25 protein-coding genes are annotated in these 24,226 nt (G+C 71.1%); 20 read left to right on the top strand and 5 right to left on the bottom strand.

Annotated elements, in window-relative coordinates; all coding sequences use genetic code 11:
- Positions 1-2 precede the first annotated feature (2 nt).
- The 15 genes from bchB to ACK4UM_RS17320 all read left to right on the top strand — a co-directional run bounded on the left by bchB (position 3) and on the right by ACK4UM_RS17320 (position 16,173).
- On the top strand, positions 3-1,622 hold the full coding sequence (gene bchB / locus ACK4UM_RS17390) for a ferredoxin:protochlorophyllide reductase (ATP-dependent) subunit B (protein ID WP_409801713.1): 1,620 nt from the start codon (positions 3-5) through the stop codon (positions 1,620-1,622).
- Positions 1,597-5,376, top strand: coding sequence for a magnesium chelatase subunit H (locus ACK4UM_RS17385; RefSeq protein WP_409801709.1), 3,780 nt, complete (start codon positions 1,597-1,599; stop codon positions 5,374-5,376). The genes bchB and ACK4UM_RS17385 overlap by 26 nt, the downstream gene beginning before the upstream one ends.
- Positions 5,373-6,287 (top strand): ferredoxin:protochlorophyllide reductase (ATP-dependent) iron-sulfur ATP-binding protein, encoded by a 915-nt coding sequence (bchL, locus tag ACK4UM_RS17380; RefSeq protein ID WP_409801704.1) that lies wholly within the window; start codon positions 5,373-5,375, stop codon positions 6,285-6,287. Before ACK4UM_RS17385 ends, bchL begins: the two co-directional genes overlap by 4 nt.
- Before the next feature lie 16 nt (positions 6,288-6,303).
- The gene (gene bchM, locus ACK4UM_RS17375) at positions 6,304-7,002 is read left to right on the top strand and encodes a magnesium protoporphyrin IX methyltransferase (RefSeq protein ID WP_409801701.1); all 699 of its coding nucleotides are present in this window, start codon (positions 6,304-6,306) and stop codon (positions 7,000-7,002) included.
- Complete coding sequence (locus ACK4UM_RS17370) at positions 6,999-8,429, top strand: BCD family MFS transporter (RefSeq protein ID WP_409801698.1); 1,431 nt, start codon at positions 6,999-7,001, stop codon at positions 8,427-8,429. The genes bchM and ACK4UM_RS17370 overlap by 4 nt, the downstream gene beginning before the upstream one ends.
- Positions 8,430-8,445: 16 nt before the next feature.
- Complete coding sequence (gene puhA / locus ACK4UM_RS17365; RefSeq protein ID WP_409801695.1) at positions 8,446-9,222, top strand: photosynthetic reaction center subunit H; 777 nt, start codon at positions 8,446-8,448, stop codon at positions 9,220-9,222.
- The gene (puhB, locus tag ACK4UM_RS17360; RefSeq protein WP_409801691.1) at positions 9,219-9,917 is read left to right on the top strand and encodes a photosynthetic complex putative assembly protein PuhB; all 699 of its coding nucleotides are present in this window, start codon (positions 9,219-9,221) and stop codon (positions 9,915-9,917) included. Before puhA ends, puhB begins: the two co-directional genes overlap by 4 nt.
- A 30-nt stretch (positions 9,918-9,947) precedes the next feature.
- On the top strand, positions 9,948-10,445 hold the full coding sequence (gene puhC, locus ACK4UM_RS17355) for a photosynthetic complex assembly protein PuhC (RefSeq protein ID WP_409801688.1): 498 nt from the start codon (positions 9,948-9,950) through the stop codon (positions 10,443-10,445).
- The gene (locus ACK4UM_RS17350; RefSeq protein WP_409801685.1) at positions 10,442-10,720 is read left to right on the top strand and encodes a hypothetical protein; all 279 of its coding nucleotides are present in this window, start codon (positions 10,442-10,444) and stop codon (positions 10,718-10,720) included. The genes puhC and ACK4UM_RS17350 overlap by 4 nt, the downstream gene beginning before the upstream one ends.
- A 1-nt stretch (position 10,721) precedes the next feature.
- Complete coding sequence (gene acsF / locus ACK4UM_RS17345; RefSeq protein ID WP_409801682.1) at positions 10,722-11,831, top strand: magnesium-protoporphyrin IX monomethyl ester (oxidative) cyclase; 1,110 nt, start codon at positions 10,722-10,724, stop codon at positions 11,829-11,831.
- A gap of 13 nt (positions 11,832-11,844) precedes the next feature.
- The gene (gene puhE / locus ACK4UM_RS17340) at positions 11,845-12,693 is read left to right on the top strand and encodes a putative photosynthetic complex assembly protein PuhE (RefSeq protein WP_409801679.1); all 849 of its coding nucleotides are present in this window, start codon (positions 11,845-11,847) and stop codon (positions 12,691-12,693) included.
- Positions 12,693-13,907, top strand: a complete 1,215-nt coding sequence (gene hemA / locus ACK4UM_RS17335; RefSeq protein ID WP_409801749.1) for a 5-aminolevulinate synthase — start codon at positions 12,693-12,695, stop codon at positions 13,905-13,907. Before puhE ends, hemA begins: the two co-directional genes overlap by 1 nt.
- A 366-nt stretch (positions 13,908-14,273) precedes the next feature.
- Positions 14,274-15,473 carry an NnrS family protein gene (locus tag ACK4UM_RS17330; protein WP_409801676.1) on the top strand — a complete coding sequence of 400 codons (1,200 nt, stop codon included), beginning with the start codon at positions 14,274-14,276 and terminating at the stop codon, positions 15,471-15,473.
- A complete protein-coding gene (locus ACK4UM_RS17325) occupies positions 15,473-15,865 on the top strand; it encodes a hypothetical protein (protein WP_409801673.1) in 393 nt (130 codons plus the stop codon). Before ACK4UM_RS17330 ends, ACK4UM_RS17325 begins: the two co-directional genes overlap by 1 nt.
- Positions 15,862-16,173, top strand: a complete 312-nt coding sequence (locus ACK4UM_RS17320; protein ID WP_409801671.1) for a hypothetical protein — start codon at positions 15,862-15,864, stop codon at positions 16,171-16,173. Before ACK4UM_RS17325 ends, ACK4UM_RS17320 begins: the two co-directional genes overlap by 4 nt.
- Here the strand turns inward: ACK4UM_RS17320 and ACK4UM_RS17315 are convergent.
- A complete protein-coding gene (locus tag ACK4UM_RS17315) occupies positions 16,154-16,483 on the bottom strand; it encodes a carboxymuconolactone decarboxylase family protein (RefSeq protein WP_409801668.1) in 330 nt (109 codons plus the stop codon). The two genes, ACK4UM_RS17320 and ACK4UM_RS17315, sit on opposite strands and share 20 nt — an antisense overlap.
- A 101-nt stretch (positions 16,484-16,584) precedes the next feature.
- On the opposite strand from ACK4UM_RS17315, the gene ACK4UM_RS17310 reads away from it, so the two are divergent.
- The 5 genes from ACK4UM_RS17310 (at position 16,585) to egtD (ending at position 21,096) form a co-directional block, all read left to right on the top strand.
- Positions 16,585-17,274 carry an NnrU family protein gene (locus tag ACK4UM_RS17310; protein ID WP_409801665.1) on the top strand — a complete coding sequence of 230 codons (690 nt, stop codon included), beginning with the start codon at positions 16,585-16,587 and terminating at the stop codon, positions 17,272-17,274.
- 92 nt (positions 17,275-17,366) lie between these two features.
- Positions 17,367-18,899 carry a PAS domain S-box protein gene (locus tag ACK4UM_RS17305; RefSeq protein WP_409801663.1) on the top strand — a complete coding sequence of 511 codons (1,533 nt, stop codon included), beginning with the start codon at positions 17,367-17,369 and terminating at the stop codon, positions 18,897-18,899.
- Positions 18,889-19,506, top strand: a complete 618-nt coding sequence (gene fixJ / locus ACK4UM_RS17300) for a response regulator FixJ (protein ID WP_409801660.1) — start codon at positions 18,889-18,891, stop codon at positions 19,504-19,506. Before ACK4UM_RS17305 ends, fixJ begins: the two co-directional genes overlap by 11 nt.
- A gap of 145 nt (positions 19,507-19,651) precedes the next feature.
- Positions 19,652-20,062 (top strand): response regulator transcription factor, encoded by a 411-nt coding sequence (locus tag ACK4UM_RS17295; protein ID WP_409801657.1) that lies wholly within the window; start codon positions 19,652-19,654, stop codon positions 20,060-20,062.
- An 83-nt stretch (positions 20,063-20,145) separates the two neighbouring features.
- Positions 20,146-21,096, top strand: a complete 951-nt coding sequence (gene egtD / locus ACK4UM_RS17290; protein ID WP_409801654.1) for an L-histidine N(alpha)-methyltransferase — start codon at positions 20,146-20,148, stop codon at positions 21,094-21,096.
- A 240-nt stretch (positions 21,097-21,336) separates the two neighbouring features.
- On the opposite strand, the gene mog is transcribed toward egtD, so the two are convergent.
- Genes mog through ACK4UM_RS17270 form a run of 4 tightly spaced genes read right to left on the bottom strand, consistent with a single transcriptional unit; the run spans position 21,337 to position 24,030 of the window.
- The gene (gene mog, locus ACK4UM_RS17285) at positions 21,337-21,864 is read right to left on the bottom strand and encodes a molybdopterin adenylyltransferase (protein WP_409801651.1); all 528 of its coding nucleotides are present in this window, start codon (positions 21,862-21,864) and stop codon (positions 21,337-21,339) included.
- A 2-nt stretch (positions 21,865-21,866) separates the two neighbouring features.
- Positions 21,867-22,874: a GTP 3',8-cyclase MoaA gene (moaA, locus tag ACK4UM_RS17280; protein WP_409801648.1), complete on the bottom strand. Its 1,008-nt coding sequence runs from the start codon at positions 22,872-22,874 to the stop codon at positions 21,867-21,869.
- A gap of 3 nt (positions 22,875-22,877) precedes the next feature.
- On the bottom strand, positions 22,878-23,189 hold the full coding sequence (locus ACK4UM_RS17275) for a hypothetical protein (RefSeq protein WP_409801645.1): 312 nt from the start codon (positions 23,187-23,189) through the stop codon (positions 22,878-22,880).
- A gap of 10 nt (positions 23,190-23,199) precedes the next feature.
- On the bottom strand, positions 23,200-24,030 hold the full coding sequence (locus ACK4UM_RS17270; protein ID WP_409801642.1) for a peptidylprolyl isomerase: 831 nt from the start codon (positions 24,028-24,030) through the stop codon (positions 23,200-23,202).
- Between the last annotated feature and the right edge of the window lie 196 nt (positions 24,031-24,226).

Below are 24,226 nucleotides of genomic sequence, written 5' to 3'. Positions count from 1 at the left end.
CGATGAAGCTCACCGTCTGGACCTACGAGGCGCCGCCCCATGTCGGGGCCATGCGGGTCGCCACCGCGATGGAGGGCGTGCACTACGTCCTGCACGCGCCGCAGGGCGACACCTATGCCGATCTCCTCTTCACGATGATCGAGCGGCGCGGCAAGCGCCCGCCCGTCACCTACACCACCTTCCAGGCCCGGGATCTCGGCGCCGACACCGCCGAAATCTTCAAGCATGCCGCGCGCGACGCCTACGAGCGCTTCGATCCCGAACTGATGCTGGTCGGCGCCTCCTGCACGGCCGAACTCCTCCAGGACGATCCGGGCGGCCTCGCCCGCGCGCTCGCTCTGCCCTGCCCCGTCGTGCCCCTCGAATTGCCCTCCTATCAGCGCAAGGAGAATTGGGGCGCGGCCGAGACCTTCCTCGCGCTCGTCCGGGCGCTCGTCCGGCCGCGCGAGGAAGCGACGCAGACCCCGCGTGCCCCCGATGCGAGGGTCTCGTGCAATCTCCTCGGCGCCACCGCGCTCGGCTTCCGCCATCGCGACGACGTCGAGGAGATCACCCGCCTTCTCGCGCGAATCGGCATCGCGGTGAACGTGGTCGCGCCGCTCACCGCCCGCGCCCGCGACATCGCGCGCTTGGGTGACGCGGATTTCAACGTCGTCCTCTATCCCGAGATCGCCGGCCCCGCCGCGCGCCATCTCGAACGCATTCTGCGCCAGCCCTATACGCGCACGATCCCGATCGGCGTGAACGCCACGCGCGACTTCGTCGCCGAGGTCGCGAGCCTCGCCGGGATCGACCCCGCGCGGGCGCTCGCGGATGCCGAGCACGGCTCGCGGCTGCCCTGGTGGTCGCGCTCGGTCGATTCGAATTACCTCACGGGCAAGCGCGTCTTCGTCTTCGGCGACGCGACCCACGCCATCGCCGCCGCGCGCGTCGCCGCCGAGGAGCTCGGCTTCGAGGTCGTCGGGCTCGGCACCTATGCCCGCGAGCTCGCCCGCGAGGTCCGCGAGGCCGCCGCCCGCTACGGCGTCGAGCCCTTGATCACCGACGATTATCTCGAGGTGGAGGACGCGATCCGCGCCGCCGCGCCCGAGCTCGTGCTGGGCACGCAGATGGAGCGCCACATCGCCAAGCGGCTGGGCATCGGCTGCGCGGTGATCTCCGCCCCCGTGCACGTGCAGGATTTCCCCGCCCGCTACGCCCCGCAGATGGGCTTCGAGGGCGCCAACGTCCTGTTCGACACCTTCGTCCACCCCCTCGTGATGGGCCTCGAGGAGCATCTCCTCACGATGTTCCGCGAGGATTTCGAGTTCAACGACGCCGCCCCGCCCTCGCATCTCGGCCACGGCGGCGGCCATGCGCAGCCGCACCTCGTCGAGACGATGGAGCGTGCGGCGCCCGCGCCCGAACCCGCCCCCTCCCCCACCCTCGCCACTCTCGAGCCCGCTCCCGCCGGCCCGGTCGCCCCCGTCTGGGCGCCGGATGCCGAAAAGGAGCTCGGCAAGATCCCGTTCTTCGTGCGCGGCAAGGCACGACGCAACACGGAGAGTTTCGCGCGCGAGCGCGGGCTGTCCGTCATCAGCCTCGAGACGATCTACGATGCGAAGGCTCATTTCAGCCGCTGAGGCGGGCGTCGCGACCGGCGTGACGGAGGCCCGAGAGGCCCCCGCCCTCCGCTTCGTGATCGTCACCCTCGACAACCATCTCGCCGGGCCGGTCGCGCGGGCGCGCCGGACCCTCGCGCGCGAGATGCCGGGCCTCGTCCTCTCCTGCCATTGCGCCACCGATTTCGACGGCGACCCGGCGGCCGTGTCCCGCGCCAATGCCGACATCGCGCGCGCCGACATCCTCCTCGTCACCATGATGTTTCTCGAGGACCACATCCGCGCGGTGCTGCCCGCGATCGAAGCGCGACGCGAGGCGTGCGACGCCCTCGTCGGCGTGATGTCGGCGGGCGAGGTCACGAAGCTCACGCGCATGGGCAAGCTCGACATGAGCCAGCCCGCGTCGGGGCCGATGGCGCTCCTCAAGAAGCTCAAGCCCGCGCCGAAGGACAAGATCCCCTCGGGCGATTCGGGCGCGCGGCAATTGAAGATGCTGCGCCGCATCCCCCAGATCCTGCGCTTCATCCCCGGCACCGCCCAGGACCTGCGCGCCTATCTGATGAGCCTGCAATATTGGCTCGCGGGCTCGGAGGAGAACGTCGCCAATCTCGTGCGGCTCGTGGTCGATCGCTACGCCGACGGGCCGCGGCGCGTGCTGCGCGGCTCGCTGCGCGTCGGCCCGCCGGTGGAGACGGCCGATGTCGGCATCTACCATCCGGACTTGCCGAAGCGCATCGACGAGAAGGCCGACGCGCTGCCGCGCCGGGGCGACGCCGGCACCGTGGGCCTCGTGGTGCTGCGCTCCTACGTCGTGGCGGAGGACACCGCTCATTACGACGCAGTGATCCGCGCGCTCGAAGCGCGCGGGCTGAACGTCGTACCGGCTTTCGCGGCGGGCCTGGACGCGCGCCCGGCGATCGAGCGTTTCCACCTCGATGCGGCCGGGCGCGCCCGGGTCGACGCGATCGTCTCGCTGACCGGCTTCTCGCTCGTGGGCGGCCCCGCCTACAACGATGCGCGCGCGGCCGAGGAGATCCTCGCGCGGCTCGACGTGCCCTATCTCGCCGCGCAGGCGAGCGAATTCCAGACGCTCTCCACCTGGCGCGGCTCCGACCGCGGGCTCCTGCCGGTCGAGGCGACGATGACGGTCGCGATGCCGGAGCTCGACGGCGCGACGGGCCCGATCCTGTTCGCCGGTCGCGACGGCGAAGACGCGACGACCGGCATCGCCGCGATGCGCCCGGAGCCCGAGCGCGTGGCCATGCTCGCCGACCGCGTCGCGAAGCTCGTGCGCCTGCGCCGCACGCCGCGCGCGGAGCGGAAGATCGCGATCACGCTCTTCAACTTCCCGCCGAACGGCGGCGCCACCGGCACGGCCGCCTATCTCGGCGTGTTCGAGAGCCTCCACAACACGATGCGCCGGCTTTCGGCGGAGGGCTATTTCGTCACCGTTCCGGAGAGCGTCGACGACCTGCGTCGCGCGATCCTCGAGGGGAACGCCGCGCGCTTCGGCACGGACGCGAACGTCGCCTCGCGGATCTCCGCCGACGACCACGTGCGGCGCGAGACGCATCTCGCCGAGATCGAGGCCCAATGGGGCCCCGCCCCCGGGCGCCAGCAGACGGACGGCTCGGCGATCCTCGTGCTCGGCGCGCAATTCGGCAACGTCTTCGTCGGCATCCAGCCCGCCTTCGGCTACGAGGGGGACCCGATGCGGCTCCTCTTCGAGAAGGGTTTCGCGCCGACCCACGCCTTCTGCGCCTATTACCGCTTCCTGCGCGAGGATTTCGGCGCGAGCGCCGTCCTGCATCTGGGCACCCACGGCGCGCTCGAATTCATGCCCGGCAAGCAGAACGGCCTCTCGGGCGCCTGCTGGCCGGACCGGCTGATCGCCGATCTGCCGAATTTCTATCTCTACGCGGCGAACAATCCCTCCGAGGGCATGATCGCCAAGCGCCGCTCGGCGGCGACGCTGATCTCGTATCTCACCCCGCCCGTCGCGACGGCCGGCCTCTATCGCGGCCTCGTCGACCTCAAGGCGACGATCGATCGCTACCGCTCGCTGCCGCCCGAGGAGGCGCGCGAGCGCGAGGAACTGGCCGCGAGCGCGCGGGCGCTCGCGACCGGTCTCGACCTGATGCGCGCGGGCGACGATGCGGACGTCGACAATCTCTGGGAGCGCGTGCTCGAACTCGAGACCACGCTGATCCCGCACGGGCTCCACGTCGTCGGCCGGGCGCCGAGCGTCGAGGAGCGCGCCGATCTCCTGATGGCGATCGCGGATGCGAGCCACGGCGTCGCGCTCGACCCTCGCACCGCCCGCGCGCTCGCCGATGGTGCCACCCCCGCCGCCGCATACGAGGCGGGCGAGGCGGTCAAGGGCGAGGTGACGCCCGAGCGGCTCGAGATCCTGCGCCGGCTCGGGGAGGTGAACCGGACGCTGTCGCACGATGCCGAATTGCCCGCGCTCGTCCACGCGCTCGACGCCGGCTATGTCCGCCCCGTGCCGGGCGGCGATCTCCTCCGCACACCCGAGATCCTGCCGACGGGCCGCAACATCCACGGCTTCGACCCCTTCCGCATTCCGAGCCGCTTCGCGCTCAAGGACGGCAAGGCCCAGGCGGACGAACTCCTGCGCCTCCACCGCGCCGGCGGCAATCCGTGGCCGGAGACGGTCGCGATCGTGCTGTGGGGCACCGACAACCTCAAGAGCGAGGGCGCGCCGATCGGCCAGGCGCTCGCTCTGATGGGCGCCGCGCCGCGCTTCGACAGCTATGGCCGCTTGTGCGGCGCGGCGCTTCGGCCGATCGCCTGCCTCAAGCGCCCGCGCATCGACGTCGTGGCGACGCTCTCAGGCATCTTCCGCGATCTGATGCCTTTGCAGACGCGCATGCTCGCGGAAGCCGCCTTCCTCGCCGCGACCGCCGAGGACGAGAGCCTCGACGACAATTTCATCCGCAAGCACGCGCTCGCCTATCAGGCGAAGCATGGCTGCGACATGGAGACGGCGGCGCTGCGCATCTTCTCGAACGCCGACGGCGCTTACGGCGCCAACGTCAACCAGCTCGTCGATTCCTCCGCCTTCGACGACGAGGATGAGCTCGGCGAGGCCTTCTCGCGGCGCAAATGCTTCGCCTACGGCCGCTCGGGCCGCGTGGAGAAGCAGCCGCTCCTCCTCGAGAGCTGCCTCGCGGGCGCCGATCTCGCCTACCAGAATCTCGAATCGGTCGAGCTCGGCGTCACCACCGTCGATCAATATTTCGACAGCCTCGGCGGCGTCTCCCGCGCCATCGCCCGCGCCCGCCGCGAGGCCGGCACCACGCCCGAGGGAAGCAAGGCCTGCGTGCCGGTCTATATCGGCGACCAGACCCGCGGCGGGAACGTGGTGCGCACGCTCGACGATCAGGTCGCGCTCGAGGCGCGCACCCGCATGCTCAATCCGAAATGGTACGAGGGCCTGTTGCGGCACGGCTACGAGGGCGTGCGGCAGATCGAGGCCTCCGTCACCGCGACCCTGGGGTGGTCTGCCACCACAGGCCAGGTCCAGGACTGGGTCTATCAGCGCCTGACCGAGACATTCGTGCTCGATTCGCAGATGCGCGACCGTCTCGCCACCCTCAACCCGAAGGCCTCCGCCAAGGTCGCCAACCGCCTGATCGAGGCGCACGAGCGCCGCTACTGGACCCCGGACGCGGCGACGCTCGCCGCCCTTCGCGCGGCCGGCGAAGCGCTCGAGGACCGGCTCGAAGGCATCAGCGAAGGAGCAAGCCCGTGACCGCTCTCGACATCCGTGCGCCCGTCCCCCGGCGCGCTCCCGCCCGCCGCGACGACGGCGACGGCAGCGTGCAGGTGCACCTCGATCCGCGCCTCGACATGGGCAAGGCCCAGGTCTTCGCCGTCTACGGCAAAGGCGGGATCGGCAAGTCGACGACCTCCTCGAACCTCTCCGTCGCCTTCTCGAAGCTCGGCAAGAGGGTCCTGCAGATCGGCTGCGACCCCAAGCACGATTCGACCTTCACGCTCACGAAGAAGCTCATCCCCACCGTGATCGACGTGCTCGAGAGCGTCGATTTCCATTCGGAGGAGCTGCGCATCGAGGATTTCGTCTTCGAGGGCACGAACGGCGTCATGTGCGTCGAGGCGGGCGGGCCGCCCGCGGGCACCGGCTGCGGCGGCTACGTGGTCGGCCAGACGGTGAAGCTCCTGAAAGAGCACCACCTCCTCGAAGACACCGACGTCGTCATCTTCGACGTTCTGGGCGACGTCGTCTGCGGCGGCTTCGCGGCGCCGCTCCAGCACGCCGAGCGCGCGATCATCGTCACCGCCAACGATTTCGACTCGATCTTCGCGATGAACCGCATCGTGCAGGCGATCAAGGCGAAGTCGAAGAATTACGAGGTCCGCGTCGGCGGCGTGATCGCCAACCGCTCGGCGGCGACCGACCAGATCGAGCGTTTCACGGACAAGGTGGGGTTGAACATCCTCGGCCGCCTGCCCGATCTCGACGCGATCCGCCGCTCCCGGCTCGGCAAGCGCACCCTCTTCGAGATGGGGGATGAACCCGATGTGGTGGCCGTGCAGAACGAGTACCTTCGGTTGGCGCAGACGCTTCTCGACGGCACCGAGCCGCGGATCGTCGACAGCCTGAAGGACCGGGAGATCTTCGATCTCCTCGGCTTCGATTGAGACGACGGGGGATCCGATGCGCAGCGAGACCTTCGTCACCCGCCGCCACCAGCTGCAGCATTATTTCGACCGCACCGCGGCGCAGGCCTGGGCGCGGCTGACGTCGGACGCGCCCGTGAGCCGCATCCGCGAGACGGTGCGCGCGGGCCGCGAGGAGATGCGCGCGACGCTCCTCTCCTGGCTGCCCGGGGAGATGCGCGGCATGCGCCTCTTGGACGCCGGCTGCGGCACGGGCGCGCTCGCCGTCGAGGCGGCCAGGCGGGGCGCGCAGGTCGTCGCCATCGACGTCGCCGAGAGCCTCGTCGCCATCGCCCGCGAGCGCGCGCCGGCCGACGTGGCGGAGGCGATCGAGTTCCGCGCCGGCGACATGACCGACGAGGCGCTCGGGCGCTTCGACTACGTCGTCGCGATGGATTCGCTCATCCATTATCGCGCGCCCGACATGGCGGCCGCGCTCGCGGGCTTCGCCGCCCGCACCGAGCGCGCCGTGATCGCGACCTTCGCCCCGCGCACGCCCGCCCTCTCCCTGATGCACGCGACGGGCAAGCTCTTCCCGCGCGCGGACCGCTCGCCGGCGATCGAGCCCGTCTCGGAGGCGCATCTCGCCCGCCTCCTCGCGGAGGAGGCCGACGCGCGCGCCTGGCGGATCGCGCGGATGCGCCGCGTGCAGCGCGGCTTCTACACCTCGCAAGCGCTGGAGCTCGTCCCGGCATGACGCGAAAACCCGCCATCTCCGGAATCTGGATGCGGATCGGCACGCGCTTCCTGCCCTTCGCCGATGCGGCCACGCGCGAATTGCCGCTCGGGCGGCTCATGCGCCTGTCCCTGTTCCAGGTCTCGGTCGGGCTCGCCATCGTGCTTCTCACCGGCACGCTCAACCGGGTGATGATCCTCGAATTGAACGTGCCGGCGTGGCTCGTCGCCGCGATGATCGCGCTGCCCGTTTTGTTCGCGCCCGCGCGCGCGCTGATCGGCCACCGCTCGGACCACCACCGCTCGCTGCTCGGCTGGAAGCGGGTGCCCTACATCTGGTTCGGCTCGCTCCTGCAATTCGGCGGGCTCGCGATCATGCCCTTCGCGCTCCTCGTGCTCTCGGGCGGGGGCGAGGGGCCGGTCTGGGTCGGCCAGCTCGGCGCGGCGCTCGCCTTCCTGCTCGTCGGCGCGGGCCTGCACACGACGCAGACCGCCGGGCTCGCGCTCGCGACCGATCTCGCGCCGCCGGAGGCGCGGCCGAGGGTCGTCGCCTTCCTCTACGTCATGCTGCTCGTCGGCATGGTCGGCGCGGCGAGCGTCTATGCGCTCCTCCTCGAGCCCTATAGCCACCTGCGGCTCATCCAGGTGATCCAGGGCGCGGCGGTCGCGACCATGGTCTTCAACATGATCGCGCTCTGGAAGCAGGAGGCGCGCGATCCCGCCCGCACGCGGCTCGACGCGCCGCGCCCGGCCTTCCGCGAGAGCTGGGGAGCCTTCATGCGGATGGGGCGCGTGCGCCGCACGCTCGTCGCCGTCTTCATCGGCACGCTGGGCTTCTCGATGCAGGACATCCTGCTCGAGCCCTATGGCGGCAAGGTGCTGGGGCTCACCGTCTCGCAGACGACGATGCTCACCGCGCTCCTCGCCGGCGGCACGCTCGCGGGTTTCGCCTTCGCCGCGCGCCGGCTCGGGCGGGGCGGCAATCCCTACCGGCTCGCCGCGCTCGGCGTCCTCTTCGGCATCGCGGCCTTCTCCTGCGTCGTCCTCGCGGCGCCCTTCGGGAGCGCGAACATGCTGCGCGTCGGCGCCGTCCTGATCGGGGTCGGCGGCGGGCTGTTCGTGGTCGGCACGATGACGGGCGCGATGGCGCTCGCCGACCGCGCCGGCAGCGGGCTCGCGCTCGGCGCCTGGGGCGCGGTTCAGGCGACCGCGATGGGGCTCGGCATCGCGCTCGGCGGCGCCTTGCGCGACATCGTCGGCGCGCTCGCGGTGTCGGGCGCCTTCGGCGAGGCGCTCGCCCATCAGGTGACCGGCTACAGCTTCGTCTACCACCTGGAGATCCTTCTCCTCTTCGTCACTCTCGTCGCGATCGGCCCTCTGGTCGCGACCGCCTCGGCCGGTCATTCGGCGGCCCCGAAGCGTTTCGGTCTCGCCGACATGCCAGCTTGATCCTCAGGAGGTCGTCATGGAGACAGGCGCCATCACGAGTTACATAGACGTCGCGCAGGTGACGCTGTACGTCTTCTGGTTCTTCTTCGCGGGGTTGATCTTCTACCTGCGCCGCGAGGACAAGCGCGAGGGCTACCCGCTCGTCTCCGAGCGCTCGGAGCACATCCTCGTGCAGGGCTTCCCCGCGATGCCCGCGCCCAAGACCTTCCTCCTGCGCAACGGCCACGCCTACCAGGCGCCTCCCGGCCACGTCGACGAGCGCGAGCTCAAGGCGCGCCCGATGGAAGCCTGGCCCGGCGCCCCGCTGGTGCCGACCGGCAATCCGATGATCGACGGCATCGGCGCGGCCTCCTACGCGCTGCGCGAGGAGGTGCCCGAGCTCACCGCCGAGAACGAGCCGCGCACCGTGCCGCTGCGCGTCGCGACCGATTTCTTCGTGCCCGAGGACGACATCTCGCCGATCGGCTTCCCCGTCTTCGGCGGCGACGGCCTCAAGGCGGGTTACGTGCGCGAATTGTGGATCGACCGGTCCGAGCCGATGCTGCGCTATCTCGAGACCGAGGTCGCGACCGATACGGGCCACCGCATGGTGCTCGTGCCGATCAATTTCTGCCGCATCAGGCAGGGGCGCGGCGAGGTGCACGTCGCCGCGATCCTCGCCTCGCAATTCTCCGACGTGCCCGCCATCGCCGATCCGAACCAGATCACGGCCCGCGAGGAGGACCGGATCATGGGCTATTTCGGCGGCGGCACGATCTACGCCACCCCCGAGCGTGCGGAGCCTCTGATATGACCAGGATCGTCAAGAAGGAGGACCTGCCGGTCACGCCGCGCGGCCTCCCCGCCCCCCTGCCGGCCGACGAGCACATCCTCTGGCAGGGCAAGCCCGCATGGCGCACGCTCGCGCGCCGCGCCATGCACCTGCGCGGGATGAGCCTCTATTTCGGAGCGCTCGCGCTGTGGCGGGGCATCGACGTGTCGCTCTCGGGCGGCACCGTGCTCGACGCGCTCGCCTCCGCCTCCTTCCTCCTGACGATCGGCGCCTGCGTGATGGGCTTCCTGATCCTCTATGCGTGGGCGGCGGCGCGGGCGACCTATTACACGCTCACCGACAAGCGGGTGATCATGAGCTTCGGCGTCGCTCTGCCGATGAGCATGAACATCCCCTACGGGCTCGTGGAATCGGCGGCGCTCAAGCTGTGGGCGAACGGCAGAGGGGACATCCCCTTCGCGGTGCGCTCGAAGCGCCGGCTCTCCTACATCCTCCTGTGGCCTCACGTGCGTCCCTGGCGGATGACCAGGGTCGAGCCGATGTTGCGCGCGATCCCGGACGCCGAGCGCGTCGCCGCGCTCTTCGCCGAGCAGCTTCGGCTCGCGCAGGCGACCGAGGTGACCGCGCAGGCCGTCCCCGAGCCGGCGCCCGCCCGCGAGGAGACCCGCACGCCGCAGGCCGCCCGCCCGCTCGCGCCGACCCCCGCCCACGCCTGATCGACGCCGCGACCCGAAGGATCTCCCCCCATGCAAGCGGAATTCGGCGCCGCCACCGCCCAAAGGGCCGCTCCCAAACGGGACACGTTCCCGAGATCGGCTCTCCTCCTCGTCTTCGGCATCATCGCCGCGGTGCTCGCCACCGTGGCCGTGATCCGGGACACGGAGCGCGGACCGCGCGATCTGACGGACGCCGTGCGCACGCTCCCGATCCGCTTCGAGGACCGGGCGGACGGCGCCGTCGTGGTGCGGACGGGCGCGAGCGCTCGGCCCGCGGAAGGCGAGGTTCTGCAGGTCTTCGATCCGGGCACCAACGGCTTCGTGCGCGGGGCGCTGCGCGGCCTCGTGCGCGAGCGCAAGCGCCGCGAGATCGGGCCGGAAGTGCCCTTCGTCCTCGTGCTCTGGCCGAGCGGGCTGATGTCGCTCGAGGATCCGACCACCAACAACACCATCGATTTGTCCGCGTTCGGGCCGAGCAATGCCGCGCCCTTCGTTCAAATCCTGTCGAGCGAGGGAGGCTCGCGATGATCTTCCGCAAGAAAATCGAAGTGCCCTGCACGGTCGAGATCGAGAACACCTTCGACAGCCTGCACGCCCATGTCGACCTCGGCGATGTCGAGATCGGCCCCGGCGACGAGGTGATCGTCCACGACGCGCCGACCATGGTGCCGCGGGGCGAACGCCGCGTCTTCCAGAGGCGCGCGACCATCCAGCGCGCGTCGCTCTTCGATCGGCTCTTCGCCAAGGGCGAGGGCTATCTCGAGCTCACCGAGCTCTACGAAGTCGGCTTCGAGGGGAAGTGACATGATCTCGATGGAAGGTGGGGTCGGCCAGACCCGCAAGAGCGAAGACCGGCGGATCGACGCCCGCAAGGTCAACGACTCGACGCGCCGCGCCCAGGAGAGCACGATCCTCTCGCCGCGCTTCTACACCACGGACCATGCGGCGATGGATGCGCTCGACGTGACGCCCGTGCGCGCGGAATGGGACGCGCTCATCAAGGAGATGCGCGACGACCCGAACAAGGGCCATTTCAAGCGCACCGCCGAATGGGACGATTTCGACCTCTCCTCGCTGCCGGAAGACCTGCAGGAGGAATTGAAGGAATTCCTCGTCTCCTCCGTCACGGCCGAGTTCTCGGGCTGCGTGCTCTACGTCGAGCTCAAGAAGCACATGAAGAACGCCGACGTGCGCGAGCTCTTCGCGCTCATGGCCCGCGACGAGGGCCGGCACGCGGGCTTCATCAACGACACCCTCAAGGATCTCGACATCGCGGTCGATCTCGGCTTCCTGACGAAGGCGAAGAAATACACCTATTTCAAGCCGAAATTCATCTTCTACGCGACCTATCTGTCCGAGAAGATCGGCTATGCGCGCTACATCACCATCTATCGCATCTTCGAGCGCAATCCGGAGCTGCGCTTCCACCCGATCTTCAAATGGTTCGAGAAGTGGTGCAACGACGAGTTCCGCCACGGCGAGGCCTTCGCGCTCCTGATGCGCGCGAACCCGCATCTCGTCTCGGGGCTCAACGCCTATTGGGTGCGCTTCTTCCTGCTCGCGGTCTATGCCACGATGTATGTCCGCGACCACGCCCGCCCCGCCTTCCACAAGGCGCTCGGCATCAGCCCGACCGAGTACGATTACCGCGTTTTCCGCATCACCTCGGAAGTGTCGAAGCAGGTCTTCCCCTGCGTGCTCGACATCGACCACCCGGCATTCCGCCCCAATCTCGATCGGCTCTGCGCGATCTCGAAGGGCATGGAGGAGGCCGCGCGGCAGGGCGGCATCGCGGGCAGGCTCAAGAAGACCTGGCTCTCGGCGAAGGCGGCGGCGATCTTCGCGCGGCTCTATTTCATCCCCGTCAAGAGCAACGAGGCGCCCGCCCAGGTGCGCCTCGAGCCGGCCTGGTGAGGGCGCGGGCGCGATGACGACGCTCCTCCTCTGCGCCTTCTACGCGCTGTTCGTCTGGTGGTTCGCCACGGGGCTGATCCTGTTCCTCGATCAGCTGCCGCGCGAGACGCACGGGCGCAGCACGATGGCGGCGGCGGCGCTCTCGGGCGCGGCCGCTCTGGGGCTCGCCTGGTCGGCGGGGGAGACGACAATCGCCGCCTCGTTGTGCGCCTTCACCTGCGCGCTCGCGATCTGGGGCTTCAACGAGCTCACCTTCCTCACGGGCGCCGTCACCGGCCCGCGCAAGGAGGCCTCGCCGCCGGGAACGCCGCCGCTCGCCCGCACCCGCCACGCGATCGAGGCGATCCTCTGGCACGAGCTTGCGCTCCTGGCCGGCTTCGCCCTCGTCCTCGTACTCACCTGGGGCGGGCCGAACCAGATCGCCGCTTGGACCTACGGCCTCCTGTGGGTGATGCGGCTGTCGGCGAAGATCAACATCCATCTCGGCGTGCCCAACCACGCCGAGGAATTCCTGCCGCCGCACCTCGCTTATCTGAAGTCCTGGTTCACGCGAAAGCCGATGAACCCGTTCTTCCCCGTCTCGGTGAGCGCGGCGACGGTCGCGCTCGCGCTGATCGCCTCGGCCGCGCTCGCGCCGGGGGCCACGCCCCACGAACAGGCCGCCTACGGGCTCGTCGGCGCGCTGCTTGCGCTCGCGATCCTCGAGCATTGGTTCCTGGTCATGCCCTTCCAATCGATCGCGCTCTGGCGGTTCGCCGCGCGCGACACCTCCGCGGAGACCCCCGTCCCGCGGCGCGAGCCCGATCCGGCGCCCGCGCCCGTCGAGACCAAGCCTGCCGCCTTCAGCCTGTGGAGACGATGATGGATTACGAGTCCTTCTTCCGCGCCGAACTCGACGGCCTGCACCGGGAGGGACGCTATCGCGTCTTCGCCGATCTCGAGCGCCGCCTCGGCCGCTTCCCGAAAGCCGTCTGGCGCAAGGACGGCCTCGAGCGCGAGGTGACCGTCTGGTGCTCGAACGATTATCTCGGCATGGGCCAGCACCCGGACGTCGTCGCCGCGATGCAGGAGACGCTCGGCCGATCGGGCGCAGGCGCCGGCGGCACGCGCAACATCTCGGGCACCGCGCATGCGCACGTACTCCTCGAAGAGGCGCTCGCCGAGCTCCACGGCAAGGAAGCGGCGCTCCTCTTCACCTCGGGCTACGTCTCGAACTGGGCGAGCCTCTCGACGCTCGGCGCCAAGCTCCCGAACGCGGTGATCGTCTCGGATGCCGGCAACCACGCCTCCATGATCGAGGGCATCCGGCACTCGAAGGCCGAGCGGGTGATCTTCCGCCACAACGACGTCGCCGATCTCGAGGCGAAGCTCGCGGCGATCGACCCCGCCCGGCCCAAGATCGTCGCCTTCGAGAGCGTCTATTCGATGGACGGCGACATCGCCCCGATCCGCGAGATCTGCGACGTCGCCGATCGCTACCGCGCCATGACCTATCTCGACGAGGTCCATGCGGTCGGCCTCTACGGCCCGCGCGGGGGCGGCATCGCCGATCGCGAGGGGCTCTCGCACCGCCTGACCCTCATCGAGGGCACGCTCGGCAAGGCCTTCGGCGTGATGGGGGGCTACATCGCGGGCTCGGCGGCGCTCTGCGACTTCGTGCGCAGCTTCGCCTCAGGCTTCATCTTCACGACCGCCCTGCCCCCGGCGCTCGCCTCGGGCGCGCTCGCGGCCGTGCGCCATCTGATGGCGAGCGGGACGGAGCGCGCGCGCCACCAGGAGCGCGTCGCCAAGGTCCGCCGCCGCCTCGACGAGGCCGGCATCCGCCATCTGGCGAACGAGAGCCACATCGTGCCGGTGATGGTCGGCGATCCGGTGCGCTGCAAGCGCATCTCCGACATCCTGCTCGAGCAGCACGGCATCTACGTGCAGCCGATCAACTACCCCACCGTCCCCCGCGGCACCGAGCGCCTGCGCATCACGCCAAACCCCCTCCACTCGGACGCCGACATCGACCACCTGATCCGCTCGCTCAAGAGCGCGTTCGCGAGCGTGGGGGTGGAGGTGGCGGCGGCTTGAGGCGCGCCTCCTGCGCTGGGAGTTCGCATCATTCCCCGCCCGTCATTCCGGGGCGCGAGAGCCGAGCCCGGAATCCGGAACCTCCGCAGAAGCCCCACCTTGGTTCGAGCGCGCATGCGCGCTCGCTCCGCAAACGCAGGCAATCGATGCGTCGACGGGCGCAGCCTGTAGGCTGCTCGTCGGGCGTCTGGGTTGCGGGTTCGCTTCGCGCCCGAAACGACAACTTCGGGGCTAAAGGACGGAAAACGACAAGCTCCGAGCCGCCACCCCCACGGGCCCCCGCTTAAGGGCCCGCCCTGAATTGCGGGCGGCGCGCGTCTTCTGGCAACGGATGGGGACGGTCCCGATCCGCGAGCGAGAACACGCATGGCGACGGCGCAGGCACGAACGATTCGATCCGGCCCGGCCGTCCTGAGCCTCGGGCTGCGCCCCTTCTTCCTCGCCGGCGCCCTGCACGCCGCCTTCGCGATGGCGCTGTTCGTGCCGTGGTATCTCGGCATGGTCGCGCCGCCGTCGGCGCTGCCGCCGCTCGCCTGGCATGCGCACGAGCTCCTGTTCGGATACGTCCCCGCGATCGTCGCCGGCTTCCTGCTCACCGCCGTGCCGAATTGGACCGGTCGCGCCCCCCTCGCCGGGCCGCCGCTCGCCGGCCTCCTCGCGCTCTGGCTCTTCGGGCGCCTCGCGATCCTCATGGGCGCGGGTCTGCCGCCCGTCGCGATCGCGCTCGCGAGCCTCGCCTTCCCGCTCGCGCTGACGGCCTTCGTCGCGCACGAGATCCTGCGCGCCGGCAATCGCCGCAACCTGAAGATCGTCGGCATCCTCGTCGTCCTGTGCGCCGCGAAGGCCCTCTTCCACGCCGAGCTCGCCGCGACCGGCGCGGCCGAGACCGCGGAGCGGATCGCGCTCGCGGCGATCGTGCTCCTCGTGAGCATCGTCGCGGGGCGCATCGTGCCGGCCTTCACCGGCAATTGGATGAAGGCGGCGAGCCGGGGACCGCTGCCCGCGCCGTTCGGCCCCCTCGATCGCGCGGCGATGATCCTCGCGGGCGCCGCGCTCGCGGCCTTCGCCGCGATCCCGACCGTTCCCGCCATCGCCGCGCCCGCGGGCGCGCTGCTTCTCGCGAGCGGCACCATCCATCTCGTGCGCCAGCTGCGCTGGGCGCCGCATCGCACGCTCCCCGAGCCGCTCGTGACGATCCTGCATGTCGGCTATCTCTTCGTGCCCGCGGGCTTCGTGCTGCTCGGCCTCGACGCCCTCCTCGGTCTGCCGGGGGCCGGGAGCGCGGGGCTGCACGCGTGGTCCGTCGGCGCGATCGGGGTGACGACGCTCGCGGTGATGACGCGCGCGAGCCTCGGCCATACCGGCCGCGCGCTCTGCGCCGACGGGGCGACCGTCGCGATCTATGCCGCCATCGTGGCGGCCGCGATCCTGCGCATCCTCGCGGCCCTCGATCCGGCGCATGCGGGGCTCCTCCTGCCCGCCGCGGGGCTCCTGTGGATCGGCGCCTTCCTCGGCTTCGCGTCCGCCTATGGGCGCAAGCTCCTCGCCGATCGGGTGGACGCGTGATGCGCGCCTCCCACGAGCCCCCCGCGCCGCTGCCCGTCGACGGCGCGGTCGCCGCCGCGATCCGGCGCGTCGGCGCGATCGTGGGCGGCCTCGAGCTCGATTGCGCCTGCCGCGCCCGCGTCGACGAGGCGCTCGCCCGCTTCGCGGCGTTGGAGGAGGCCCGCGCGCGCCGCGAGCGCATCCTCGCCGCACGCGGCGAGCTCGCGCGGATCGAGGGGCTCGTCGGGCTCCTCGCCGAGCTGCACGAGATCGGCGCGGCCGAGCCGGACACGAGCGTCTTCGCCGAGCTCGAGCGCCTGTTCCTCGACGTCTCGGACGCCGCCGCGCGCGCCGCCGCGGGCATGCGCGAGGCGCAGACGACACCGACCCGACAGGAAGGACACGCACCGTGAGCGACCCCGAGACGCCGCCCCCGCCCCTCTCGCCCTCCCCCGGCCCGGGCGATCGCCCGCGCCCGGCCGGCGCCCCGCAGCGTCCCGAGCCCACGCCGCAGCCGGGCCCCGACGAGGGGCGCCCGAGCGTCGAGCCGCAGGCGCCCCCGGACGACCAGCGCGATCCGCGCGGGGCACGCGCCGACGGCGTCGATCTCGCCTCGCCGCCCTGCCTCGCCCACGAGGTCGACCCCGCTTACATGGGGCTCGCGCCGATCCGCGACGGCGACGAGGAGGAGGGCTGCGCGCTCAGCCCTTCGCGTTCGTGATGTCCTCGATCCAGGTGAGCGCGCGCACCGCCTGGGGGAAGCCCAGCGTCGGGATCGCCATCAGCGCGACCTGCTTCAACGCATCCGGCGCGATGCCCTCCTCGAGCGCGCGGCGGGTGTGGGAATGAACGGCGCCCTCCGAGAGCGCGCCGATCGCGAGCGCGAGCTTGACGAGCCGCGCGGTCTGCCCGCCGATCGGGCCCGCCTGCGAGCAGGCGCGGCCGAGATCCGCATAGGCGGACCAGATCTCCGGATAGGCGGCGGCGACCTTTCCCGCGCCGGAGGGGAGCTTCGTCGGATCGTCGGTCATGGTTCTTCCTCCTGTTCGTTCGGCTCCGAGCGTCGGGACAAAGGCGGGACGCCCGCCGTCGTTCCCCGCCGCCCGCCCGCCGCCTCGCATCCGACCGGCCCATGATCGAGTTCCTCGCAGCGCTCGCCGCCTTCCTCGCCGCCCATTCCCTGCCGGCCATGACCGGCACGAAGGCGCGCCTCGTCGCGCGGCTCGGCCGCGGGGGTTATGTCGCGGCCTATTCCGCGGTCTCGCTCGGCCTCCTCGTCTGGCTGATCGACGCCGCGCTCCGGGCGCCCCATCTCGCTCTCTGGGATCCGGCACCCTGGCAATGGCACCTCGCCATCGCCCTGATGCCGCTCGCCTTCCTCTTCCTGATCGCGGGCGCGGCCGCGCCGAACCCTCTGTCGGTGTCCTTCCGGCGCGGCGAGGAGCCTGGGGCGATCGTCGCGATCACCCGCCACCCGATCCTGTGGGGTTTCGCGCTCTGGGCGCTCGCGCACGTGCCGGCGAACGGGGACGCTGTCGCGCTGATCCTGTTCGGCGGCATGGCCGCCTTCTCGCTCCTCGGCATGCGCATCGTCGACGCGCGGGCGCGGCGGCGGCTCGGGCCGGAGCGCTGGCGGGCGCTCGCGGGCAAGACCTCGGTCGTGCCCTTCGCGGCGATCCTCGCCGGGCGCGCGCGCCCGCACGGCCTCGCCGCCGCCCTCCCCTACGCCGCGCTCGCGCTCGTCCTCTATGGCTGGTTCCTCCTCGACGGCCATGCGCGGCTCGTCGGAATCGACCCGCTCGCCGCCGTCGTGCCGCGATGAGGAACCATTTTTCGCGCTGCGCCGTGAATTCTCCCGTGTGGAGTGCTAGACGGGGACGCCGGACCTCGGCGCGGGAGGGCTTTTTGCGTGGCATGAGGAAGGGGAGCGAGGGAGACGGCGCGGGAGCGCCGCGGCCCGACCGGGTCGTCGAATCGATCCCCGACATCGCCGTTCCGATCCTGGACGTGAACGGGATCATCCTGTCCTGGAACATCGGCGCGGAGCGGCTCACGCTCTGGCCGCGCGAGGAGGCGATCGGCCGCCATTTCTCGATCCTCTACCCGCCCGAGGACGTCGCGGCGGGCAAGCCCGAGCGCGCGCTCGCGCTCGCGGTCGAGCTCGGCCGCTATTACGAGCAGGGCCGGCGCATCCGCAAGGACGGCTCGTCCTTCGTCGTCAAGACGACGATCGCGCCGATCTACGATCCGGACGGCCGGCTCACGGGCTACGCGAAGGCGACCTGCGACGTCACCGACGTCGTCGCCGCGGAAGCCCGGCTGCGCCACCGCGAGGCGCATCTGCGCTCGATCCTCGAGACGGTGCCGGACGCGATGATCGTCGCCGACGAGATCGGCACGATGATCTCCTTCTCGGCGACGGCGGTGCGCATGTTCGGCTACACGCCGGAAGAGGCGATCGGCGAGAACGTCCGCATGCTGATGCCCAACCCCTACCGCGACGACCACGACACCTATATGAGCCGCTACCTCGAGACCGGCGAGAAGCGGGTGATCGGGCGCGGGCGCGTCGTCGTCGGCCAGCACAAGGACGGCACGACCTTCCCCGTCGAGCTCGCGGTCGGCGAGATGCAGACGCCCGACGGGCATTTCTTCACCGGGTTCCTGCGCGATCTGACCGAGCGGCAGAAGACCGAGACGCGGCTCGCCGAGCTGCAATCCGAGCTCGTCCACATGTCGCGCTACACCGCGCTCGGCGAGATGGCCTCGGCGCTCGCCCACGAGATCAACCAGCCGCTCACCGCGATCGCCAATTACCTCAAGGGCTGTCGGCGCATCCTCGAGCGGATGGAGGGACCGCAGGTCGCGCTCCTGCGCGATGCGGTCAACGAGGCGGGCGAGCAGGCGCTGCGCGCGGGACAGGTGATCCGCCACCTGCGCGAGTTCGTCGCCCGCGGCGAGAGCGAGCGCCACATCGAGGATCTCCCGAAGCTCATCGAGGAGGCGAGCGCGCTCGCCCTCGTCGGCGCCCGCGAGCGCGGGGTGCGCGTCGCCTATCGCTTCGATCCGAAGGCGAAGCTCGTGCTGGCCGACCGCATCCAGGTGCAGCAGGTGCTGCTCAACCTGATGCGCAACGCCATCGAGGCGATGGAGGAGAGCGCGCGCCGCGAGCTCGTCGTGGCGACGCAGGCTCTGCCGGAGGCGCGCATGATCGAGGTCTGCGTGCACGACACCGGCACCGGCATCGCGCCCGAGATCGCCGAGAAGCTGTTCCAGCCCTTCGTGACCACGAAGGCGCAGGGGATGGGTGTCGGCCTGTCGATCTGCCGAACGATCATCGAATCGCATGGCGGCCGCATCACGGTCGAGAGCGAGAAGGGCGGCGGGACCACGTTCCGGTTCACGTTGCGGTCCGTCGAGGAAGAGGAGTTGTCGCATGCCCGGTGAAGCCATCGTCCACGTCGTCGACGACGATCTGGCCGTCCGGCAATCCCTCGCCTTCCTGCTCGCCTCGGACGGGCTGCCCGTGCGCCTCCACGAGAGCGCCGACGCCTTCCTCGCGAGCGTCGCGGAGACGCCGGAGGGCTGCATCGTCACCGACGTGCGCATGCCCGGCACCGACGGCATCGCATTCCTGCGCCGCCTGAAGGCGAAGGGTTTCGCGGTGCCGGTGATCGTGATCACGGGCCATGCCGACGTGCCGCTCGCCGTCGAGGCGATGAAGGAGGGCGCGGTCGACTTCATCGAGAAGCCGTTCTCGGACGATCATTTCCTCGGCACGATTCGGGGTGCGCTCGAGCGGCGCGAGCGGGCGAGCACGGGCGACGCCCGCGCCGCCGCCTTCCGCGAGCGCATCGCCACCCTCTCCGAGCGCGAGCGCCAGGTGCTCGAGGGTCTCGTCGCCGGCAAGCCGAACAAGATCATCGCCTACGATCTCGGCATCAGCCACCGCACGGTCGAGATCTACCGCGCCAACCTGATGACGAAGATGCAGGCGGGCTCCCTCTCCGAGCTCGTGCGCATGGCGCTCGTGTCGGGCATGGAGCCGGGGTGAGGAGCGGGCGCCTGCCGCCGACGGGGCGGCCCCTGCGGTACAAACCGCTTAAGGGACAGCCCTGAATGGAGGTCTCCCGCGGGGGCGGGCATATAGGGGTTCTGCGCTGCTTTTGCCCGCGAGCGCGACGTTCCGAGACGAGCCCATGCCGCTGAAGAAACCCGATGTGATCGTCATCGACGACGACGAGGCGGTGCGCCGGTCCCTCGCCTTCGCTCTGGAGCAGGAGGGGCTGCGCGTCCTCACCTTCGCCGACGGCGCCGAGGCGCTGGCCGCCGAGCGGCTTCCCGGCGAAGCCTGCCTCGTCGTCGACTTCTACATGCCCGGCCTCGACGGCATCGCGCTCGTCGAGCGGCTGCGCGGCCTGCAGGATCACCTGCCGGCGATCCTGATCACCGCCAAGGCGAGCGACGACATGCGCGCGGCCGCCGCGCTCGCGGGGATCGCCCGGGTTCTGGAGAAGCCGCTCGAGGACGGCTCGCTCCTGCGCGAGATCCGCGCCGTCCTCGCCGGCGAGCACGGGGGGCTCGCCGCGGTCGCGGCCGCGGGACCCTAGCCGCCGCACGCGGAACGAACACGGCCGAGCCTGCGTTTTCCGCGGGCGCCCGTCGCGGTGGCGCGAAATCCGGAGCGGCCCCCGTGCACAAGCGCCTCGGCGAAAGCTTTCCCGTGCCGCGCGAGCGCGTGCTCGCAGACGTCGTCGCCGGGCTCTCGCAGCCCCAGAAGCGTCTCTCCGGCAAGTATCTCTGGGACGAGACCGGCTCGGAGATCTTCGACCGCATCTGCGACACGCAGGATTACTACCTCACCCGCGCCGAGACGGCCCTTCTCGAGGCTGCCGCGCCGGAGATCGCCGCGCGCATCGGCCCGCGCGCGAGCCTCGTCGAATACGGATCGGGCGCGAGCCGGAAGGTGCGCCTCCTCCTCGACGCGCTGCCCGAGCCCGCGCTCTACGTCGCGATCGACATCTCGGCCGATTACCTCGCGCGGGCGGCGGCGCGCATCGCGCAGGCCTATCCCGGCCTCGCCGTCCACCCGCTCGTCGCCGATTACACGCACGCCATCGCGCTGCCGGACGAGGCGCGCGCGCCGATCCTCGGCTTCTTCCCCGGCTCGACGATCGGCAATTTCCCGCCCGAAGAGGTCGTCGCCTTCCTCGCCCGCATCCGCGAGACGCTCGGCGGCGGGCGGCTCCTCATCGGCCACGATCCGAACCGCGACGAGGCGCGCCTCGCGCGCGCCTACGGGGAAGCGGACGGGCTGATGCCGGCGCTGCACCTCAACATGCTGCGCCATCTCGCGCGCAGCCTCGGCGTTGCGATCGACCCCGCCGATTTCCGCCACGAGATCCGCATCGCGCGCGATCCCTTCCGCGTCGAGGCGCATCTCGTCGCGCTGCGCCCCGTGACGATCGCGCTTCGCGATCGCCGCTTCGCGCTCGCCGCGGGCGAGAGCCTGCACACGGACAGCTCCTACAAGATGAGCGTCGAGGACTTCCTGCGCCTCGCCACCGCCGCGGGCTTCGCGCCCGAGCGCTCCTGGCACGATGCCGAGGGCCTCTACGCGCTCCACCTCCTGCGGCCGGAATGACGGTTCTTCGCGGGGGAGAAGCGCCGAGGGTGTCGTCCCCGGCCGGAGCCGCGAAGCGGCGGAGGGAAAGGGGACCCGGCACGAGAATCGCTTGCGCAGCAAGCTCTTGCGGCGGCGACGAGCCGCCTGATCGGCGGCACGATAGTGTGCTTCGCACACGTCTTGCGCTGGGTCCCCCTCCCCTCCGCACGCTCTGCATGCTCCGGCCGGGGATGACACGGTGGAGGGGCGGCCTCGCCTCTACGGCCGGAACGCCGCCACCAAAGCCGGATCCGTCTCGATCCGCGCCGCGCCGATCAGGCCGAGGCAATAGGGGATTGCGGGCATCACGGCGAGAAGCGTCGTGCGGATGGAGCTCGGGCGGCCGGGCAGGTTGACGATAAGCGCGCGGCCGCGGATGCCGGCCGTCTGGCGCGAGAGGATGGCGGTGGGCACGCGCTCGAGGCTTTTCGCGCGCATCAGCTCGCCGAAGCCCGGCAGCATCTTCTCGCAGGCGCGCTCCGTCGCCTCCGGGGTCAGGTCGCGCGGCGCGGGGCCGGTGCCGCCGGTGGTGAGGACGAGGTCGCAGCCCGCCTCGTCGACGAGGCCGACGATGCCTGCATGCACGCTCTCGATGCCGTCCGGCACGATCCGCGATATCGCCTCGAACGGGCTCGTCAGCATCTCGGCGAGGACGGCTTCGATCGCAGGCCCGCTCTCGTCGGCATAGAGGCCGGCGCTCGCGCGATCCGAGATCGTGAGGATGCCGATGCGGGCGGGGCGGTCCATCGTCAGCCTCCCGTGACGCTCATGTGGCGCGCGAGCATCGGCGGGCCGGCGCGCGAGAGGTCGAAATCGTGGCCCTTCGGCTTGTTGGCGACGGCGTCGTCGATCGCCGCATGGAGGAGACCGTCGCCCTCCGAGCCGCGCAGGGCCCGGCGCAGGTCCCTCCCCTCCTCGTGGCCGAGGCAGGTATAGAGCATGCCGGTGCAGGTGACCCGGACCCGGTTGCAACTCTCGCAGAAATTGTGCGACATCGGCGTGATGAAGCCGAGCCGCCCGCCGGTCTCGGCCACGCGCACGTAGCGTGCCGGCCCGCCGGTGCGATCCGCGATCGGGGTCAGCGTCAGCCGCTCCGCGAGCCGCGCGCGCACCGTCTCGAGCGAGAGGAACTGGTCCTCGCGCGCGACCCCGACGTCGCCGAGCGGCATCACCTCGATGAGCGTGATGTCCATGCCCTCGCCATGGGCGAAGCGCACGAGCCGCTCGATCTCGTCCTCGTTGACGCCCGCGAGCGCGACCGCGTTGAGCTTCACCGCCAACCCCGCCGCGCGCGCGGCCGCGAGCCCGTCGAGCACCTGGTCGAGCGCGCCCCAACGGGTGATCGCGCGGTAGCGATCGGGGTCGAGCGTGTCGAGGGAGACGTTGACGCGCCGCACGCCGTGATCCGCGAGCGCCTGCGCGTGGCGGGACAGGAGCGTGCCGTTCGTCGTCAGCGTGATCTCGTCGAGACGCCCCGAGGCGAGATGGCGCGAGAGCCCGCCGATCAGCGCGCGCACGTCGCGCCGCACCAGCGGCTCGCCGCCGGTGAGCCGGATCTTGCGCACGCCGCGATCGACGAAGGCGGAGCAGAGACGGTCGAGCTCTTCCAGCGTGAGGAGATCGCGCTTCGGGAGAAAGCTCATCGCCTCCGACATGCAATACACGCAGCGCAGGTCGCAGCGATCGGTCACGGAGACGCGCAGATAGGTGACGCGGCGGGCGTGGCCGTCGATCAGCGCGCGGGCCGGGCAGCTCATCGCTCACACCCCGTGCGCGTGGCCGCAACCCGCGGGCGCGGCGGGGCGCAGCGCGAAGGCGATCATCGCCGACAGGCAGGCCGCGCCCGGATCCTCCGCGCGGCCGATCTTGCCGATCAGCGACACCCATTCGTCGTCGCCCGCGGAATTGGCGAAGATCGCGACCGCCTGCGCGGCGAAGGCGCTGGGGGTGAGGCCGTCGCGCGCGGCGGCGCCCTCGACTTCCGCGAGAAGCGGCAGGTCGCCGAGCGCGACGAGGGTCTCCATCGCGCGCGTCTCGTCCTCGAGGTCGCGGATCAGCGTTCCGAGCAGCATGGCGGCCTCCTCAATGCACGCCGAGCGCGTCGGGCGCGGGGATGTCGAGGCCGACGACGTTCGCACGCGCCAAGAGGCGGGCGACGTATTGCGCCTGCGCGCGACGCCGCACGGCCTCGCCGAGATAATGGGCGATGCGCGGCGCCACACTCTCGAAGGGCAGGATCTCGCCGTGAATGCGCCGGTCGAGCCGGATCACGTGGTGGCCGTAGCGCGTCTCGACGGGCTGCGCGGTGGTGGCGCCGGGCTGGAGCGCGTCGAGCGCCGCCTCGAATTCGGGCGTCGTCTCCCCGGACCGGACCTGGCCGAGATGCCCGCCCTCCTCGCGCGAGGGGCAGGTCGAGTGCGCCCTCGCCAGCGCGGCGAAATCCTGGGGGCGCTCGTCGAGATGGGCGATGAGCCGCGCGGCCGCCTCGCGCGCGGCCGCATAGGCGGCCTCGTCGGCGCGCGGCGCGCCGATCAGGATGTGGGCGGCCTCGTAGAGGGTCGGCGCGCGAAAGCGGGTGCGGTTCGTCTCGTAGAAGCGCCGGCACTCGTCCTGCGTCGGCTCCGGCACGCTCACCTCGCGCTCGACGAGCGCGCGCATGTCCGCCTCGCTCTGCGTCTCGCGGCGCCCGTCCGCATCGGCGAGCGGCTCGGCCGCGATCCCGAGCCGGCGCACCTCCTGCGCGAGCGCCTCGCGCAGCACGAGCGCGAGCGCAGCCTGCTTCCAGGCGCCGACGGGCGTCTCGGCGGGGTGGTTCTGCACCTCGCGCGAGATCATCGCCTGCGAGATCGGACGACCGCCGACGCTGATCGGACGCCGCGGCGCGGCCTGGGGGCGAACGGAGCAGGAGGACATCGGGGGGTCTCCGGAGGATTGGTGGATGGTCGATGAAGAGCGCGACGGTCTCCCCTCCCCCTTGGGGGAGGGGTCGGGGGTGGGGGTCGTGCAGGAGGCACCGTTACGTTTCATCCTGCACGACCCCCATCCGTCCCGTCGGCGTCGCCGCCGGGCCACCTTACCCCAAGGGGGGAGGACAAGGGCGCCTCGTCGG

It is taken from the genome of Salinarimonas sp., assembly GCF_046292825.1.
In the GTDB taxonomy this organism is placed as follows: domain Bacteria; phylum Pseudomonadota; class Alphaproteobacteria; order Rhizobiales; family Beijerinckiaceae; genus Salinarimonas.
Note: the sequence above shows the minus strand (reverse complement) of the source record. Positions and strands in the feature narration are given on the sequence as shown.